Below are 15,901 nucleotides of genomic sequence, written 5' to 3'. Positions count from 1 at the left end.
GAAGAAGTGTGGGTTAGGCCTTGGAATCGTGCTGGCCGGAGGTGGCTGCATGGGCCGCGGCGAGGAGCTCCGGCGGCAAGAGCAGCGGGATGCCGTCCTCGATTGCGTAGCGGAGCTTTTCCCCGGTGGAGTCTCCAGCGGTGGAGACCAGCTCCTCGCCCTCCTGGACCAGCGGTGAACCCGACACGGGGCAGCGCAGGATGGACAACAGTTCAGGACTGACCTTTGGCATGAATGATGCTCCCTGGGTGGCGCCGTCATGGCGCGGGTGGCGGATGTTATCTGCAGATTCCAGACTACCGCGCAGGATCAGCCTGTTTGGAGCAGGGCGACGAATTGCGTCCGAAGCAGAAACAGGACACTACAGCGAACGCGTCAGGACGGTTCGCGGAGGATGCGCAGGTGGCCGCGTCGGGTTACCTCGACCGCTGCAGGCGGCTCCATCTGCCCGTGGCTGTGCCGGGCAGGAGTTTCGGGAGCCGCTGACGCTGCCTCACGGACGGCGTTGGCAAGGGCCAGGAGGTCGTCGGGCCCAGGTTCAGGCGGCGTGGCCGGCATCGCCAGGCGCAGGACTTCCCAGCCACGCGGGACCGTCAGGCTTTCTGCATGCTGTGAGCAAAGATCGTAGGCGTGCGGTTCGGCATACGTGGCCAAGGGACCAAGGACGGCGGTCGACTCGGCGTACACGTACGTCAAAGTGGCCACCGCCGACTGGCGGCAGGCTGATCTTGAACATTGACGAATAGCACCCACAACATCCCAGATTAGCGCCAACTGGCGACAGAGTTGCGCATTGGTGGCCCGTGGCTCCCCTGAACCCGCCGGCACATCAGCAACTCCGGCGCGCTGCAGGCCATGATGTCGCGCTGGCGGTTCCTCGGGACTAAAGTCGATATATGCAGTCACAGCCACATGTTCCCGGATTCACCATCCGGTGGACTGACGCCGATGGCGATCAGGCAGGGCAACACGCCGGTTCGGGTGTGCGCGGTTTCCGGCGGCGCCGGCGCAACCGGCATGGGCGGGGACTGCGCGGAGAGCTGATGCTCCCCAGCCTTCCCGGCTTCCGCACCCGCGCAGAGCGCTTCGATGACATGGTGCTGGACTCCGCAGAGCGGCTCCAGGACATGTGGGGCAAGCAGCTTGACGGCGTCCTTTTTGCCGTCGACGAGATCCCTCCCAACCTGGAACAACTTGTTGCCATGGGAAGCACCGCCCCCCTGGGCTCGTATACACCCGGTGGTCGCGGCGAAGCCCCCATGATCACGGTGTACCGCAGGGTGGTGGAGCAAGGCTGCACCACCCGCGAGGAACTCCAGGACCTGGTGCATGACGTCGTAGTGGAGTACACCGCTGAAATGCTGGGCGTACCCCCGGAGACGCTGGATCCCGTATATCGCCGCCGGTATCAGTAACGCCCCGCTAGTAGCCCACGGAGACCGGGACCTTCTCGAGTCCCGCGGCCGCGTCCTGGATTGCCACTACCGAGATGTCCGGACGGCCCTGCGTGCCAAGGACCAGTGCGCCATAGATGGGGTCGCCGGAGGCTGACACTACATACCCCGCTACCACCGAATCGCCGGACTTTGAGGGAAGTTCAATCAACGATGTGGTGCCGCCGGACATGTCAACGTCTACGGATTTGCCCACTGCGCCGTCTGCGGTGACAGGGGCATAGGTGACTGTGCCCCGCCCCTCGGGGACGCCGAAACTCAGGTACCGCTGCCCGTTGCGGGGAACGGCCACGAGGTGCTGGCTGCCGAGACGGGCCGAGGAGGGAGACCACGCGAAGTCAGTGGCGTCCTCGGCCTTGGCTCCCCGTGTAACCCGGGCCGAGGCCACGAAGGCAACATCTGAGCTGGCCTTGACGGTGTAAGTGCCGGCAGGGATGCCTTCCAGGTTCACGGTAGCCACGGATCCGCCTTTGACAGTGACCACTCCGCCGCTGGGAATCTTGCGTTCGCCATTGGCCCCGTACAGACTGACCTGCACTACGGCATCGGTGGAGCCGGGAACGGCGATCTGCAGGGCAGGTGCTGCGTCGGCGAAACCGGGCTTCGTGGCGAGTGCCTTTGTGGCCGCCGGATCCTGGATATCGACGCCGGACATGACCTGCAGGCTCGAGGCCCCTGAGCCCGGCGAAAGGTATTCGACGCCGCCGGGAGCGAGGCCGCGCAATACGCTTTGCTGAATGGTCGCAACCACCGGGCCACCCGTGCTGCGAACGTGGACAGCCAGTTCGCTTTCGCTGGGGGCCAGGCCGGCGAGGTTCACCGAGCGGGTGGTTCCGGGAGCTACCAGGAGTCCGCGGGCTCCCGGCGCCTGGATCTGGCCCTTCTCCCCAAAGATGTCCAGGTTAACCGTGGCCGGAGTCTCCGAAGCGTTGCTCAGGTTCAGGACTGCCGTACGGCCCACCGCCGTGTTGGCGCCCAACAGCCAGGCGTCGTTTCCCGGCGATTGGCATTGGGCTGACGCCAGGCCGCGGAGGTCTCCATCGGTGGCGGCGTAGCTGAGATTGGCAGCAAGGGAGGCCTGCTCATTCCCCAGGGGATCCGCTCCCACCACGGCCGGAGCCGTGACCGGGGAAATCGAGGCCACACCGGCAGACAACACCGGAGGTCCGGCCGTAGGCGTGGGAGTGCTGGCCGGCGCTTTGGCGATCTCAGCAACTGCGTCACCTTCCAGCGACGTCACCTTGCTTCCAGGAACCGTACCGGCCGGATTACTGAGCACCACTGCGTTGAGGGCGCTGGCGGCGGTAGTGGAGACAGGGCTGAAATCTGCATCCGTTCCCACCACCGTTCCATTGACCAGCCTCGCGGGTTCCGGGCACACACCCAGTGCACGGCCGGCCGGAACATCGGCCTGCCGGAAGTCCATGGTGATCCCGCCGGAGGGTTCGGGCATCATCGACGTCGCCGCAACAGCACCACCACCGGCGGCCAGGATGACCGCTGCGGAGAGGACACCAGTGACGACGCCCCGGTTGGAACTTCGCGAGCCCTTGCTGGAACTGCGCGACGGTTTTTCGTCGACGGGCTGCTTCTGGTCCTCAGACACTGCTGTACTCCTTACGGAGGGAGACTTCATCCCTCGACATACCGGTTCGGGTGCGGCGCGCGGGCATCGGTATGGCCAACAGGAGCGTCAGCCCGATCACCACGGCCTGCATGATGCCGAACCACAATGCCCAGGGGTTGGTGTAACGGATTTCCAGCTCGCCGCCGTTGGCCGGGAGTTCAAAGGCCTGCGACCAGCCGGACGTGGCAGGCTTAAGTTGCTTCCCATCCATCGAGGCCGTCCAGCCGGGATCGGACCGTTCGGCAAGAACAAGCTTGCGGCCCTCGCCACCCGCCGGGACGGTAGCGTCCACGGACACTTCCTCAGCCGGCAGATTGGCCATCGTCTTGCCCTCGGCATCAATGATCCTGACGCGGTGCGCGGTTTCAGCAGCTGTAGCGGCAGGCTGGTTCCGTGGCGAGACACGCCACAGCCATCCGGCGTCGGTCTGCCCAACGGCAACAAGGCCCGGGACGGCGTCGATTCTGCTTGCCGTCAACTGGGCTGCGTTATCCGCAGCTTTCAGGACCACGAAGCCGGCCCCCAGCTGTTCCAGGTCAGCGCGCGGGTCCACTCCACTGCTGGCCACAATGGTGGCCACTGCCCGCCGAAGCGAGGCTGTGGCGACGTCGTCGTCCACAATTTCTTCGCGACCCGGGGCACCGATGATGGTGCGGGCCGACGCGATGGTGGACAAACTGTCCAGGGTGGTGCCGGCGCCGCGCATCAACGAGGACGTAAACGCGCCCTGCTCGCCGCTGGTAATTACCAGCGTGCGGGTACGTTCGGGGCCCTCTCCGCGATCGACGGCGGTGGCCGGCAAAGTGCCGGAGTCCACCGGCCATACTTGGCGTTCAGCCCCAAGGGACGACGGTGGTTGGGCCGCGCCGGGTGAGGTCGGCGCCCCGGACGCGGGCGAAGGCTGGAGGACGTTCTGACCTGCCCAGGCGCCCATGCCCGCAAGGGGCCCAGCCACGAGGAGCGTCAGGACCAGCCCGGAAGCCACGCGCCGCAGGGGCACCTTTGGGCCACTGGAATCGGTCATACGTCGCGGCGCGGAGAAGAGCTTGTCCGCGCCAATGACCGCAGCACCAAGCAGCAACATGCCGGCTGCCGACACGGCGGGACCGGTGAAAGGTCCAACGATGACGTTGTTGTTAACGCCCGTGGCGACATGCCCCACCAACCAGCCACTCGCCAAGGTGGCCAGGGCGGCCACCCAGAACACCCTTGCCAGGGCCGTCCGCTTGCCGGGCAGGAACAGTGCCGTCATTGCCAGAATCAGGATCGGCGCACTGACCAACAGCGCCAGCAGCAAAGCCCAGGGTATGGCGCCCGGACCGAAGAAGGCCAAGCCGGTCAGGCCGCCGTCGAGGTCGAATGCCAACGGCTGCCCGAGCAATTGCTGCCAGAGCGGCGCGGCTTCGAAGGTCAACGGCAGTCCGGGATCAGCCAGCAGGGCACGGGGCCTGTCCAGCACGGAAATTCCGTAAGGCAAGAACAAAGCAACTGTGGGCAGGAGTGACCACCACAGCGTCTTTCCGCGCTGGCCCAGGATGACGGCGGCCAGGATCACCGCAACAACAATCGGCCCCAAAAGCGATGGTGCCGATGCAGTCACAATGGCCATGACCAGCCCTCCGGCCGCGGCAGCGGTCCAGGACGGTGTTCCGTTGATGCCCGGCTTTCCGAGAATCGGAGCGGGCCGCCTGCTCAGTGAAGAGACGGGGTGTGAATGCACGTGGCCAATCGCAGATCCGGAGGCGCGCAACAGTGCCAGCAGCAACAGCGGCATCATCACATGGGCAATCAAGGCGCCCGCGCGGCCCTCATTGATCGCGACCAGCAGAGCGGGGGCGGCAGACCACGCCAAGGCAGCGACAGTCCGGAAACGACGCTTGGTGGTCAAAGCGCCCGCTGCGAACCATGCGCCAACAGCGGACAGCGGCATGGCAAGGATCAGCAGCCAAGCCATGGCCGGGTTGCCGTCTCCCCCGCCAAACAGGGACAGCAGCCACAGCACGTATCCGAAGGGATCCCCGTGCCCCGGCAATCCTGCGCCGAGGGAAATCCACCACGTGGAGGCATTGGCCCAGATGTCTCCCGGCGTTGCAGAGAGCGGGATGAGGCCGCCACCGGCCACGACGCCGGAGCGGAGCAGCCCAAGCAGTCCAACAAACGCAGCGGCAAGGGCCAGCACGGCCGCCGCGACGGCGCCTGTTCCTACCCAACCGCGTTCGTTGGTTGCCAACGATGCGAAGTCATCCGCGGCATCGCCGCTGGGTTCGGGAGCCAGCAGGTCCGAAACTGCGGACGAGTCGTCACTGGGGCGGATTGCCTCCAGTAAGGACCGCCTGTTGGAACGGACTTCACGGGTTGATGTTTGCAGGCCGCGGACCACGGAACGGTGGACACGGCGTGTCTTTGCGGCAACGCGGCGGCCCCGGGCAATGGCGACCGGCCGGACCAAGGCGGCAACGGTTGCTGTGAACTGCGAGAAGCCGTATCCCGGCTCCTTGACCAAAATGCTCAGCATGAGTCGAACGATGGCGCCGAACAGGGCTCCCACAGCCTGGAACGGGACCTTCCACCAGGGAGCGTGCTTGAGCCGCAGATGGATCTGGGCCTTGCGCGCGGCTGAGGAGGTGCCCAACCCATGGGGCCGGTGCTCCACGTGGAACATCCTGGCGCTGGGAACCACCACCACGCGATTGCCGGCCAGCCAGTTCCGCCAGCAGAAGTCCACGTCATCACCGCTGCCGGGCAGCGCAGGATCAAATCCCTGCAGCAGCTCCCAGACATCGCGGCGGATCAACATCCCGGCAGAATTCACGGCGAAGGTGTCCGTGCGGGCGTCGTATTGCCCCTGGTCTACTTCGTCGGCGTCGATCAGGGTCAGGCGCTCGGCCCAGCGGCTCGTGGAGAGTCCTACGTCCACCAAGTGCCGCTCATTGTCCCAACCGAGCTGCTTGCAACCGGCCACTGTTACCGACGGGGCCCGTTCCACGGCGTGCAGAAGTTCCGCCAAGGCGTCGGGTGCCGGAGCGGCGTCGTCGTGAAGGAGCCAGATCCAGTGAACAGAGCCGGCGTGTTTTCCGTGGTCATCACCGGTGGCGTCCTCGTCCTGCGCCAGCTCATGGAGGCCTGCCTGGACTGCTGCACCGAAACCGGATTTCGCTTGCTGGAAAGTGGTGACATTGCCCTGGCCGAAAGCTTCGCGAAGCATGTCCAGCGAATTGTCCGTGGAACCTGTATCAATGCCAATGGCGGCATCTGCCGGACGTGTTTGGTCCGACAGTGCCGCCAGTGTCCTGGGGAGATAGTTGCCGCCGTTGTGGGAGACCACAACGGCGGTAACGTGAACTTCCTTGAGAATTAGACCGCTCGCTTCCTTAGCCGACGACGCTCCCGCTCGGAGAGTCCGCCCCAAATACCGAACCGCTCATCATTGGCGAGGGCATATTCCAAGCACTGCGAACGGACGTTGCACGCCCCGCAGACTTTCTTGGCGTCCCTGGTGGAACCACCCTTTTCCGGGAAGAATGCTTCCGGATCGGTTTGAGCACACAGTGCATCAGTCTGCCAACCAAGTTCACCTTCGTCATCGAAGTCGCCTTGGCCCGGAAGGCCGATCCATACGGGCTGCCCCGGTGTTTCCAGCGGACGACGCACCTCCATGGGAGGGTCGTCCAAGTCTTCTTCGGGCCCTGCAGGCAGATCGCCGATCAGCGCCTCATGTGCAGCCAGGAGGGCAGTTGCCTGATCCTCCAAAGAGTCCTGCACATTCTGGTTGTAGCGGTCTGCCGCTTCCGGATCCGCTGGGTCGACGTACCAATCCCCCGGCACTTCCCGCGAACGGTATTTCACCGACGCATGTTCTGCGACGACTGCATCTTCCTGGATACGCAACGCTTGCCCCATGGCGTCCCTCCTGATTTTGCAGCTGCTGCGTGGATGTGTTTCCGATTCCCGGCGACGTTCCGGATATCTGTGCAGCGGCGTTTGATTACTAATTACACGCGTGTAACTACCCGCCAGTCAAGCTGCGCCGGGATAATAATCAAGAATCCGGAGAAACGTGGGATGCGCCACGCCCAAGATTTTGCCCGCGCCGCCGCGTGTCTCCGCGGAAAACGGGAGGCCCGGATCGATTTACGTGAACTTTCATTGAATTTCCGCGGAAAATTAAGCCTTGCGACGCGAGGCACCCACCGACTGGAGTAAATCACATGTGTCGCAATTCACAATCCCGGCGATAATCCCCCGGTCGGCGCGGGGCCACCGTGGCAAGATTGACGCATGAGCATCCCGGCAGCGAACCTGATGACCGCCCTGCGATCCGGCCATTCAACGTCACCACGGCTCACGTGGTACGGGCCTGACTCCGAACGGGTGGAGCTTTCGGGCCGTGTCCTGGACAACTGGGTGGCCAAAACCAGCAATCTCCTGCAGGACGAGCTGGACGCGGAACCCGGCATGACCATCCGGTTGGACCTCCCCGCGCACTGGAAGTCATTCGTGTGGGCTTTGGCGGCCTGGCAGCTGGGCATGGAGGTGGTCTTTGACCGCACCTCCGCGGATCTGCTGGTCACCGACAGTCCCGACGACGGCAACGGGTCCGGCTTCGACGCGGTGGTGGCCGTACCGCTCGCGGCGCTTGCGATGCGTTGGCCCGGTGAGCTGCCATCCGGCGTCGTGGACTACGCGGCGGAAGTCCGCTCCCATGGCGACGTCTTTATGGCGCACCACGAGCCTGCCGCGGATTTGCCCGCAGTGCGGGGTGCTGCCGAACTCACCCACGGAGCCCTTATCGAGGAATTTGCCGCCGGCCATGAACCCGGCGTCCGTTTGCTGGTTCGCGCAACAGACGGCCTGGAGAAATGCCTGGCATCGTCACTGGGCGCGTGGCATGGCGACGGCTCGGTAGTGCTGGTGCACCCTGACCTTGAGGTGACTGAGCACCTGCTGGAGAACGAGCGGGTCAGCCGTTCTTAACGGACGGCAACTCGCCGGTGCCGGGGTTGGCAGCTCCGGCGTCGCTCTTGGCTTTGTGGTGGAGTTCGATGATCTCGTGGTCATGCGAGAACTCGGGCTCGGCATCCAGTTCTTCGTTGAATACCCAAAAGCGGTAGGCAAAGAAGCGGAAGATGGTGCCCAGGACGAGGCCTACCACGCTGCCTGCGATGAACAGCGAGGGCTTGTCGTTCAGGTCCAGGATGTACTTGGCGAACCACACACAACCGGACGCAATCAGGAGCCCCACCAGGTTCATGACGGCGAACAACATGGCCTCACGGACCACATTCGCCTGTTTGCGGTGGCGGAAGGTCCAAAAACGGTTTGCGACCCACGAGAAAACACTTGCAACGATGGTTGCTATGGCCTTGGCCCACACTTCGCTGCCGTGCATCGGTCCGGAAAACAACCAGATGAAAACGGCCGAGTCAATGACAAAAGCAACACCGCCGACGGCGCCGAACTTCGCTACTTCACGCCAAAAAAGCGAGGCGAGTCCGCGGATGCGATCTGCAAGTGTGGTGATCATGACCCTCCATGGCCGTTGAAAAGGTGGGCCGATGGGCCAAGTCCATTTTAGCGCCCATTTCCCCGCACTGCCTTTGAGGTGACTGTGAGAACGCCAATACTGGCGTCCTCATGCCGCCGGAAGCTGTGGAAAAGCAGCCGCAAGGGCGGCAGAATCAGTGATCCCGCCGCCGGTTCGGTAGGCTGAACCTTGTGACTTTTCCAGTAATTGGCGTTGTTGGCGGCGGCCAGCTCGCACGAATGATGGCTCCGCCCGCTACCGCCCTGGGCTTCGAACTCCGTGTTTTGGCTGAGGGTGAGGACGTTTCGGCTGTTGCCGCGGTGGCCACAGCCCCGATCGGCGACTACAAGGACCTGAACGCTCTCCTTGAGTTCTCCAAGGGCCTGGACGTGCTGACGTTCGACCACGAGCATGTCCCCACTGAGCATTTGCAGGCCCTTCTGGATGCCGGCGTCAATGTCCAGCCGGGTCCCGACGCGCTGGTCAACGCCCAGGACAAGCTGGTGATGCGGGCTGCGATCGACCGGCTCGGCCTCCCCAATCCGGAGTGGTCCGCGGTCAACAGCGTTCCAGAACTGGTGGCTTTTGGGGACCGCATCGGCTGGCCCGTTGTCCTGAAGACGCCACGCGGCGGTTACGACGGCAAGGGTGTCCGGATTGTCCACTCACCAGAGGACGCCGTAGACACCGCGGATTGGTTCCAGGCCATGAGTCCTTTGCTGGCAGAGGCCAAGGTGGACTTCAGCCGCGAGCTCTCTGCACTGGTCGCCCGCACCCCCAGCGGCGAATCGCGGGCCTGGCCCGTGGTCCACACCATTCAGGTGGACGGTGTCTGCGACGAAGTCATCGCACCGGCCCAGAACATCCCCGTTGAGGTGGCCGCTGCCGCCGAGGAAGCTGCGTTGCGCATCGCCAACGAGCTTGGCGTCACCGGCGTCATGGCTGCAGAACTGTTTGAAACGCCGGGTGTCGGAGCAGGCTTCCTCATCAACGAACTTGCCATGCGCCCGCACAACACGGGGCACTGGACGCAGGACGGATCCATCACCAGCCAGTTCGAACAGCACCTTCGGGCTGTGCTGGACCTGCCCCTCGGCGCTACCGACGCGCTGGCGCCCGTAGTGGTCATGAAGAATTTCCTCGGCGGCGAGAACCAGGACCTGTTCAAGGCCTTCCCCATGGCCTTGGCCTACGAACCCGCGGCCAAGGTCCACTCCTATGGCAAGTCCGTTCGGCCCGGCCGCAAGATCGGCCACGTGAACCTCGTAGGCAGTTCGGTCTCCGACGTCGACTCTGTCCGCCAGCGCGCCACGGTCGTGGCCAACATCATCCGCGACGGCCGCAAGCCCGAGCAGACCACCCTTGAGGAGACCGCATGACGTCAGAAGCAACAGCCCCGCTGGTAGGGCTCGTGATGGGCTCGGATTCAGACTGGCCTGTCATGGAAGCTGCAGCGGATGCCCTGGCAGAATTCGGCATTCCCTTTGAGGCGGACGTCGTTTCTGCGCACCGCATGCCCACCGAAATGATCCGCTACGGCCAGACTGCCCACGAGCGTGGACTGCGCGTCATCATCGCCGGTGCAGGCGGTGCCGCCCACCTTCCCGGCATGCTGGCCTCGGTGACACCGCTCCCTGTGATCGGCGTCCCCGTTCCTCTTAAGACCCTGGATGGCATGGACTCCCTGCTGTCCATCGTCCAGATGCCTGCCGGTGTCCCCGTCGCCACGGTTTCCATTGCCGGGGCCCGCAACGCCGGACTCCTTGCTGTCCGGATGCTGGCCTCGGGAACGGACGAACTCGCCGCGAAGCTCCGCTCGGATCTGCTCGATTTTGCCCAGGAGCTCAATGACGTCGCCAGCAAGAAGGGCGAAAACCTGCGCCGCAAAGTAGAGGAAGTCTTCTCCCCTGCCAATGCTTCAGACCGGAGCTCCCGCTAGGAAGGCAGCGGTTGACTACCATGCACAAGACTTCGAATCAGCCCGGTTCCGCCCTGACTGATCCCGTCCGCTATCCGTCCGGGGCCAGCGCCCCGGTGCGGACCAAACGCGCCTTCGTGCTGGTGCTCCTCACGCTCTTCATCCCCGGCAGCGCCCAGATTGTTGCCGGGGACCGAAAACTTGGCCGGCTGGCGCTGCGCGTCACGCTCACCGTGTGGGCTCTTGCCCTGGTTACCCTGTTCATCGCGCTGGTGAACCGCACCGTGTTGCTCAGTATTTTTACCCATCCGGTTGGTTCGCTCTTCATCATCGTGGTCCTCGTGGCCTTGGCTCTGGGATGGGCCTATCTGTTCCTCAACACCTTGCGGATCATCAGGCCTGCCCTGCTGGCTCCGGGGATGCGGCCCATCATTGCCGTAGTCCTGGCAGCCTCCACGGTGCTTGCCAGCGGCTCGCTGGGTTACATCGCCTACGTCCTGAACGTCAGCCGGAACGCCATCGGCAGTATCTTCAACGCCGGCCCGGCGATCGATCCCGTGGACGGGCGTTATAACTTCCTCATGATGGGTGGCGACGCCGGGGATGACAGGACGGGCCGCCGCCCGGACAGCCTCTCCGTCATCAGTGTGGACGCCAAGACCGGCGAGAGCGCCATCATCTCCGTCCCCCGCAACCTTCAGAACGCCCAGTTCAGCGAGGGCTCACCCATGCGTGAGATCTACCCTGAGGGCTACAACTGCGGCGACGAATGCCTCATCAATGCCGTCAATACCGAGGTCACCAACAACTACCAGAACCTCTACCCCGGCGTTGCCGATCCCGGCGCCCAGGCCACCTTGGAGGCGGTTTCCGGCACGCTCGGAATCACTGTCCAGGCCTACGTCCTGGTGGACATGGATGGCTTCGCCAAACTCATCGACGCCATGGGCGGCATCCGCATCAAGGCCGGCGGCTGGGTTCCCATCAGTGGTCCCGTCACCGATGAAGCCAACGGGATCCACGGCATGCCGGACGGCTGGATCCCGGCCGGTGACCAGCACCTGGATGGCTTCCATGCCCTCTGGTACGGCCGCTCCCGCGAATTCGTGGACGACTACGCCCGCATCGCCCGCCAGCAATGCGTCCAGCAGGCCATGCTCAAGCAGTTGGATCCGGCCACCCTCCTGACCAAGTTCGAGGACATCGCCAACGCCGGGACCAAAGTTGTTGATTCCAATATTTCTTCCAACCAGCTGGGCAGCTTCGTGGACCTCGCCCTGAAGTCCAAGAACCAGCCCGTCAAGCGGCTCACCATCGGCCCTCCGGACTTCGACGCGTCCTTCTCCACCGTGCCCGACTTCGACCTCATCCACTCCAAGGTCCAGGAAGTCCTGGCGTCGTCCAACGCCCCTAAGGCCGATGACGCCGTCGTGTCGCACAACGGCGCTGCTGCCGGCACCATCGTGGCGACCGGACCAGTTGCAGGGCGCCTCCCCGCCAGCCAGCTTCCCTCGCCGTCGGCTGATTTCACCCCGGTGACCACCACACCGGACGGTACCCCGATCACCATCGAACTGCTGAACGGCCTCAAGGCCCAGGGCGATGAGCAAGGCATCCGGGATCTCGTCGCCACCAACGGACAGTGCGCACCGCTGTAAGCGTGCAGATCCCCTCCACCCCACGTCCAGCGCAACGATAAGGACTTTCTTTCGTGTACCAGATTGAGAATGTTTTGCGACCCTACGCGTGGGGTTCGACGACGGCGATCGCAGACTTGCTGGGGCGGCCTGCATCAGGTGGCCCCGAAGCCGAACTGTGGATCGGCGCCCACCCGGACTCCCCCTCCACAGCCCTTCACCCCAACGGCGTGACCCAGCCTCTGGACGCACTGATCGCATCGGACCCCCAACGGTTCCTGGGTTCGGAGAGCCTGGCCGAATTCGGACCGCGGCTGCCGTTCCTCACCAAGTTGCTGGCAGCGGAACAGCCGTTGTCCTTGCAGGTGCACCCCAGCCTTGAACAGGCCCGGGAAGGCTTTGCCCGGGAGAACGCAGCCGGGATTCCTGCCGATGCGGCGGATCGCAACTACCGCGACAACAACCACAAACCGGAGATGATCTTTCCCCTCACTCCGTTCAGGGCCTTGTGTGGTTTCCGCGCTCCTGCTGATTCGCAGAGCATCTTTGAGCACCTGGCACAGGTCCTCGATTCAGCGGCGGTGGAGATCCCGTCCGTCATCCAGGACGTCATCGCCGATCTCGCCCAGGCCGAAGAACCCACTGCCCTCAAGGCAGCTTTCAGCCGGCTTATCCAAGGTGGCGGCGACATCTCCGACGCCATCAACGAGGTAGTGGCAGTCCTGTCCGCCGGAGCTCCCTTGGAGCCGCACCGGGAAGCCCTGACGGCAATGCTGGATATCAACGAGGCCTTCCCCGGCGATCCCGGCGTCCTCATCTCGCTTCTCCTCAACCACCTCACCCTGGAGCCCGGCGAGGTGGTTTACCTGCCTGCAGGAAACATTCACGCCTACCTTCATGGGCTGGGCGTGGAAGTCATGGCTTCTTCGGACAACGTGCTTCGCGGCGGGCTCACCCCCAAGCATGTGGACGTTCCGGAATTGCTGAAGACGGTCCGGTTTGAAGCCCTCGGGGTGCCGCGCGTCCAAGCCAGTGGCACCGAATTCGGGCAGGAACTGTACCGCCCGCCTTTCAAGGAATTCCAGCTGCAGCGCATTGAACTTGGCCCTGGGGCCGAACCGGTTCCCCTGGCGCAAACCGGACCGGCCGTCGTCGTGGTGGTTTCCGGTTCGGTGCTGCTTGACTCGCCCAAGAGCGACCTCCGCCTCCAGCGCGGCGCAGCCGCCTTCATTCCGGATCTCGAGGCACCCGTGAACGTCCATCCTGTCCAGGGAGCCACGGAAACCAGCATCGCGTTTGCCGTCACCACAGGGCTGGGGAACTGATCCATGGAGTTTTTCCTGCAAACCCCCGCGTGGGCTGCTGTCCAGCGTTCCCTGGGCCGCCGCGTCCACGAACAGTCCGGCCCGGGCTGGAGCTTCCTCGCCATTGAGGAGAAGAACCCCGCTGGGAAGGTCATCTACGCCCCCTACGGCCCAGTGGCAGAGTCCGTTGAAGCGTTCGACGCCGCCACGGCTGCCTTGGTAACCCTGGCCAAGGACGAGCACGCGGTCTTCGTCCGGATGGAACCTGCAGCGGCCGGTTTTACAGCGTCCGACGCCGGCACCCTCCTCCGCGCGCGTGGCTTGCGTCCCGCTCCGGTCAACCAGCAGCCTGAGCTCAGCTGGATTGTGGACCTCGACGGCGACTTCAAGGACGTCCTGGCCGGCATGAAGCCGACCAACCGGAACCTGTACCGGAACATCCACAAAAAGGGCGTGACCTTCCGCGCGTCCCAGGACCCTGCAGACATTAAGATTCTCCTGCACTTCCTCCACCTGACAGCTGCCCGGAACGGCTTCAAGCCCCAAAGCGACGAGTACCTCACCCAAGTAGCGGCTTCGCTGCTGCCCAACGGCGCCGGAACACTGTTCATTGCGGAGTTGGAGGGCGAACCCATCGCTGCTGCCTTCGCTTACGACTCCGCTGACACCCGCGTCTACGCCCACGCTGCCCTGGACGATACCCACCGCAAGCTCAGCGCCGGCATCCCCCTCCTGGTGACACTCATGGCTGACGCCAAGGAGAAGGGCTTGAAGCACGTGGACCTCTGGGGCGTGGCGCCCGAGGACCAGCCGGACCACAAGTGGGCCGGGTTTACGGCGTTCAAGAAGTCCTTCGGCGGCCGCGAAGTCTCCTACCCCGGCACCTGGGACCTCCCGGTCAACAAACTCCGCTATGGCGCCTACCAACTGGCCAGAAAGCTCCGCGACAAACTCCGCTAAGCCCGGACCTTCCCCCGTCACCGGCGATGACGGTCGCCGTCGATCAGGCGTACCGCCACCACCCACTGTGAGCCCGCCCTGACCCCGACACACCCTGCTTCCCGGCGCGCCCCGAGGACTGCGCAATCAAAGTAGGTGGCGAAGGAACACCCCACCCCAAACCGCGGGCAACCGTAAGCCGCCCGGACACAGAGAAGGACGGCGAGTATCGCGAAAGCGGCATCAAATCGACGAGGTACGAGGAGATAGCCGCCGAGCGATGCTCGCCGTCCTTCTGTTGACTGCGTAGGGAGTTACGGCTTGCGCGCGTACGTCTCCCACTTGGATGCGTGGTGCTCGGCCTCAACAAAGCGGACCGTCCCGGACTTGGAGCGCATCACGATGGACTGCGTCATGACGCGGTCCTTCTGGTAGCGCACGCCGTGGAGGAGGTCGCCGTCGGTGATGCCGGTGGCTGCGAAGTAGCAGTTGTCCGAGGTGACGAGGTCGTTGGTGGACAAGACGCGGTCGAGGTCGTGTCCGGCGTCGATGGCCTTCTGCTTTTCTTCGTCCGACGTCGGCCACAAACGGCCCTGGATGACGCCACCGAGCGACTTGATGGCACACGCTGCAACGATGCCTTCCGGGGTGCCACCGATACCCATGAGGGCGTCAACACCGGTGCCGGAGCGGGCTGCGGCGATGGCCCCGGCGACGTCGCCGTCCATGATGAACTTGGTGCGGGCACCGGCTTCGCGGATTTCTTCCACGAGGGGGCGGTGGCGGTCGCGGTCCAGGATCATGACGTTGAGCTGGTTGACCTTGACGCCCTTGGCCTTGGCGATGAGGTGCAGGTTCTGCTTGACGGGCAGGCGAAGGTCCACCATGTCCGCAGCTTCGGGGCCGGTAACGAGCTTCTCCATGTAGAACACGGCGGAGGGGTCAAACATGGATCCGCGCTCAGCAACTGCCAGCACTGCGAGGGCGTTGTTGATGCCGAGGGCGGTCAGGCGGGTTCCGTCGATGGGGTCGACGGCGACGTCGCACTCGGGGCCGGTGCCGTCACCAACCTGTTCGCCGTTGAACAGCATGGGGGCTTCATCTTTTTCGCCTTCACCGATGACCACAACGCCGTTGAAGTGGACAGTGTGAAGGAACGAACGCATGGCGTCGACGGCGGCGCCGTCTGCCTTATTCTTGTCACCGAATCCCACCCAGTGGCCACCGGCAATTGCCGCGGCCTCGGTGACTCGGACGAGTTCAAGCGCAAGGTTGCGGTCGGGTTCGTCGAGGCCGACGGCGAGCGACGGCGAAATCGTGGAATACTGCTGGGTCATTGGTGCAGGAGACACTTGAACCTCTTCTTCGAGTGACGATTCACGGGACCGGACATGGTTGCGCGGGGCAACCCGGGGTTCCTCTATCAACGATCATAGTCGCCACGTGGTCCCGGAGTCGTTGGATGACCACGGCCCGCAATACCGGTGGTGAGGTTCCC

Annotated in this window: 14 protein-coding genes; 7 read left to right on the top strand and 7 right to left on the bottom strand. The window is 64.2% G+C overall.

The window, feature by feature from the left end; all coding sequences use genetic code 11:
* Positions 1-13: 13 nt before the first annotated feature.
* A complete protein-coding gene (locus ACIQLI_RS12225) occupies positions 14-232 on the bottom strand; it encodes a Trm112 family protein (RefSeq protein WP_354229995.1) in 219 nt (72 codons plus the stop codon).
* Positions 233-375: 143 nt separating this feature from the next.
* A complete protein-coding gene (locus ACIQLI_RS12220; protein ID WP_400388623.1) occupies positions 376-753 on the bottom strand; it encodes a DUF3499 domain-containing protein in 378 nt (125 codons plus the stop codon).
* A 143-nt stretch (positions 754-896) separates the two neighbouring features.
* On the opposite strand from ACIQLI_RS12220, the gene ACIQLI_RS12215 reads away from it, so the two are divergent.
* On the top strand, positions 897-1,415 hold the full coding sequence (locus tag ACIQLI_RS12215) for a metallopeptidase family protein (protein WP_354230000.1): 519 nt from the start codon (positions 897-899) through the stop codon (positions 1,413-1,415).
* A 7-nt stretch (positions 1,416-1,422) separates the two neighbouring features.
* On the opposite strand, the gene ACIQLI_RS12210 is transcribed toward ACIQLI_RS12215, so the two are convergent.
* From ACIQLI_RS12210 to ACIQLI_RS12200, 3 genes are read right to left on the bottom strand one after another with little or no spacing between them, the layout of a single operon-like run.
* A complete protein-coding gene (locus ACIQLI_RS12210; protein WP_400388620.1) occupies positions 1,423-3,060 on the bottom strand; it encodes a DUF5719 family protein in 1,638 nt (545 codons plus the stop codon).
* Positions 3,053-6,406: a glycosyltransferase gene (locus tag ACIQLI_RS12205; protein WP_400388618.1), complete on the bottom strand. Its 3,354-nt coding sequence runs from the start codon at positions 6,404-6,406 to the stop codon at positions 3,053-3,055. Before ACIQLI_RS12205 ends, ACIQLI_RS12210 begins: the two co-directional genes overlap by 8 nt.
* Positions 6,407-6,435: 29 nt before the next feature.
* Positions 6,436-6,981, bottom strand: coding sequence for a WhiB family transcriptional regulator (locus ACIQLI_RS12200; RefSeq protein WP_081733423.1), 546 nt, complete (start codon positions 6,979-6,981; stop codon positions 6,436-6,438).
* A 378-nt stretch (positions 6,982-7,359) separates the two neighbouring features.
* Between ACIQLI_RS12200 and ACIQLI_RS12195 the strand changes: the two genes are divergently transcribed.
* Complete coding sequence (locus ACIQLI_RS12195; protein WP_400388615.1) at positions 7,360-8,055, top strand: TIGR03089 family protein; 696 nt, start codon at positions 7,360-7,362, stop codon at positions 8,053-8,055.
* Here the strand turns inward: ACIQLI_RS12195 and ACIQLI_RS12190 are convergent.
* On the bottom strand, positions 8,042-8,605 hold the full coding sequence (locus ACIQLI_RS12190) for a GtrA family protein (RefSeq protein WP_400388612.1): 564 nt from the start codon (positions 8,603-8,605) through the stop codon (positions 8,042-8,044). The genes ACIQLI_RS12195 and ACIQLI_RS12190 overlap by 14 nt on opposite strands.
* Before the next feature lie 191 nt (positions 8,606-8,796).
* Between ACIQLI_RS12190 and ACIQLI_RS12185 the strand changes: the two genes are divergently transcribed.
* Genes ACIQLI_RS12185 through ACIQLI_RS12165 form a run of 5 tightly spaced genes read left to right on the top strand, consistent with a single transcriptional unit; the run spans position 8,797 to position 14,424 of the window.
* Positions 8,797-9,984, top strand: coding sequence for a 5-(carboxyamino)imidazole ribonucleotide synthase (locus tag ACIQLI_RS12185; protein WP_400388609.1), 1,188 nt, complete (start codon positions 8,797-8,799; stop codon positions 9,982-9,984).
* On the top strand, positions 9,981-10,544 hold the full coding sequence (gene purE / locus ACIQLI_RS12180) for a 5-(carboxyamino)imidazole ribonucleotide mutase (protein WP_400388606.1): 564 nt from the start codon (positions 9,981-9,983) through the stop codon (positions 10,542-10,544). Before ACIQLI_RS12185 ends, purE begins: the two co-directional genes overlap by 4 nt.
* A gap of 20 nt (positions 10,545-10,564) precedes the next feature.
* Entirely contained in the window at positions 10,565-12,181 is a 1,617-nt protein-coding gene (locus tag ACIQLI_RS12175) for an LCP family protein (RefSeq protein ID WP_400388603.1), read from the top strand.
* 53 nt (positions 12,182-12,234) lie between these two features.
* A complete protein-coding gene (gene manA, locus ACIQLI_RS12170) occupies positions 12,235-13,485 on the top strand; it encodes a mannose-6-phosphate isomerase, class I (RefSeq protein WP_400388600.1) in 1,251 nt (416 codons plus the stop codon).
* A gap of 3 nt (positions 13,486-13,488) precedes the next feature.
* Positions 13,489-14,424: a lipid II:glycine glycyltransferase FemX gene (locus ACIQLI_RS12165; RefSeq protein WP_400388597.1), complete on the top strand. Its 936-nt coding sequence runs from the start codon at positions 13,489-13,491 to the stop codon at positions 14,422-14,424.
* A 293-nt stretch (positions 14,425-14,717) separates the two neighbouring features.
* On the opposite strand, the gene glpX is transcribed toward ACIQLI_RS12165, so the two are convergent.
* On the bottom strand, positions 14,718-15,740 hold the full coding sequence (glpX, locus tag ACIQLI_RS12160; protein WP_017198677.1) for a class II fructose-bisphosphatase: 1,023 nt from the start codon (positions 15,738-15,740) through the stop codon (positions 14,718-14,720).
* Between the last annotated feature and the right edge of the window lie 161 nt (positions 15,741-15,901).

Source organism: Paenarthrobacter sp. NPDC091669 (assembly GCF_044756725.1).
GTDB classification, from domain to species: domain Bacteria; phylum Actinomycetota; class Actinomycetes; order Actinomycetales; family Micrococcaceae; genus Arthrobacter; species Arthrobacter bambusae_C.
Note: the sequence above shows the minus strand (reverse complement) of the source record. Positions and strands in the feature narration are given on the sequence as shown.

Coding starts and splice junctions, on each gene's coding strand:
- glpX (WP_017198677.1), bottom strand. CDS start 15,740: ATGACCCAGCAGTATTCCACGATTTCGCCGTCGCTCGCCGTCGGCCTC.
- ACIQLI_RS12195 (WP_400388615.1), top strand. CDS start 7,360: ATGAGCATCCCGGCAGCGAACCTGATGACCGCCCTGCGATCCGGCCAT.
- ACIQLI_RS12165 (WP_400388597.1), top strand. CDS start 13,489: ATGGAGTTTTTCCTGCAAACCCCCGCGTGGGCTGCTGTCCAGCGTTCC.
- ACIQLI_RS12190 (WP_400388612.1), bottom strand. CDS start 8,605: ATGATCACCACACTTGCAGATCGCATCCGCGGACTCGCCTCGCTTTTT.
- purE (WP_400388606.1), top strand. CDS start 9,981: ATGACGTCAGAAGCAACAGCCCCGCTGGTAGGGCTCGTGATGGGCTCG.
- ACIQLI_RS12200 (WP_081733423.1), bottom strand. CDS start 6,981: ATGGGGCAAGCGTTGCGTATCCAGGAAGATGCAGTCGTCGCAGAACAT.
- ACIQLI_RS12225 (WP_354229995.1), bottom strand. CDS start 232: ATGCCAAAGGTCAGTCCTGAACTGTTGTCCATCCTGCGCTGCCCCGTG.
- ACIQLI_RS12175 (WP_400388603.1), top strand. CDS start 10,565: ATGCACAAGACTTCGAATCAGCCCGGTTCCGCCCTGACTGATCCCGTC.
- ACIQLI_RS12215 (WP_354230000.1), top strand. CDS start 897: ATGCAGTCACAGCCACATGTTCCCGGATTCACCATCCGGTGGACTGAC.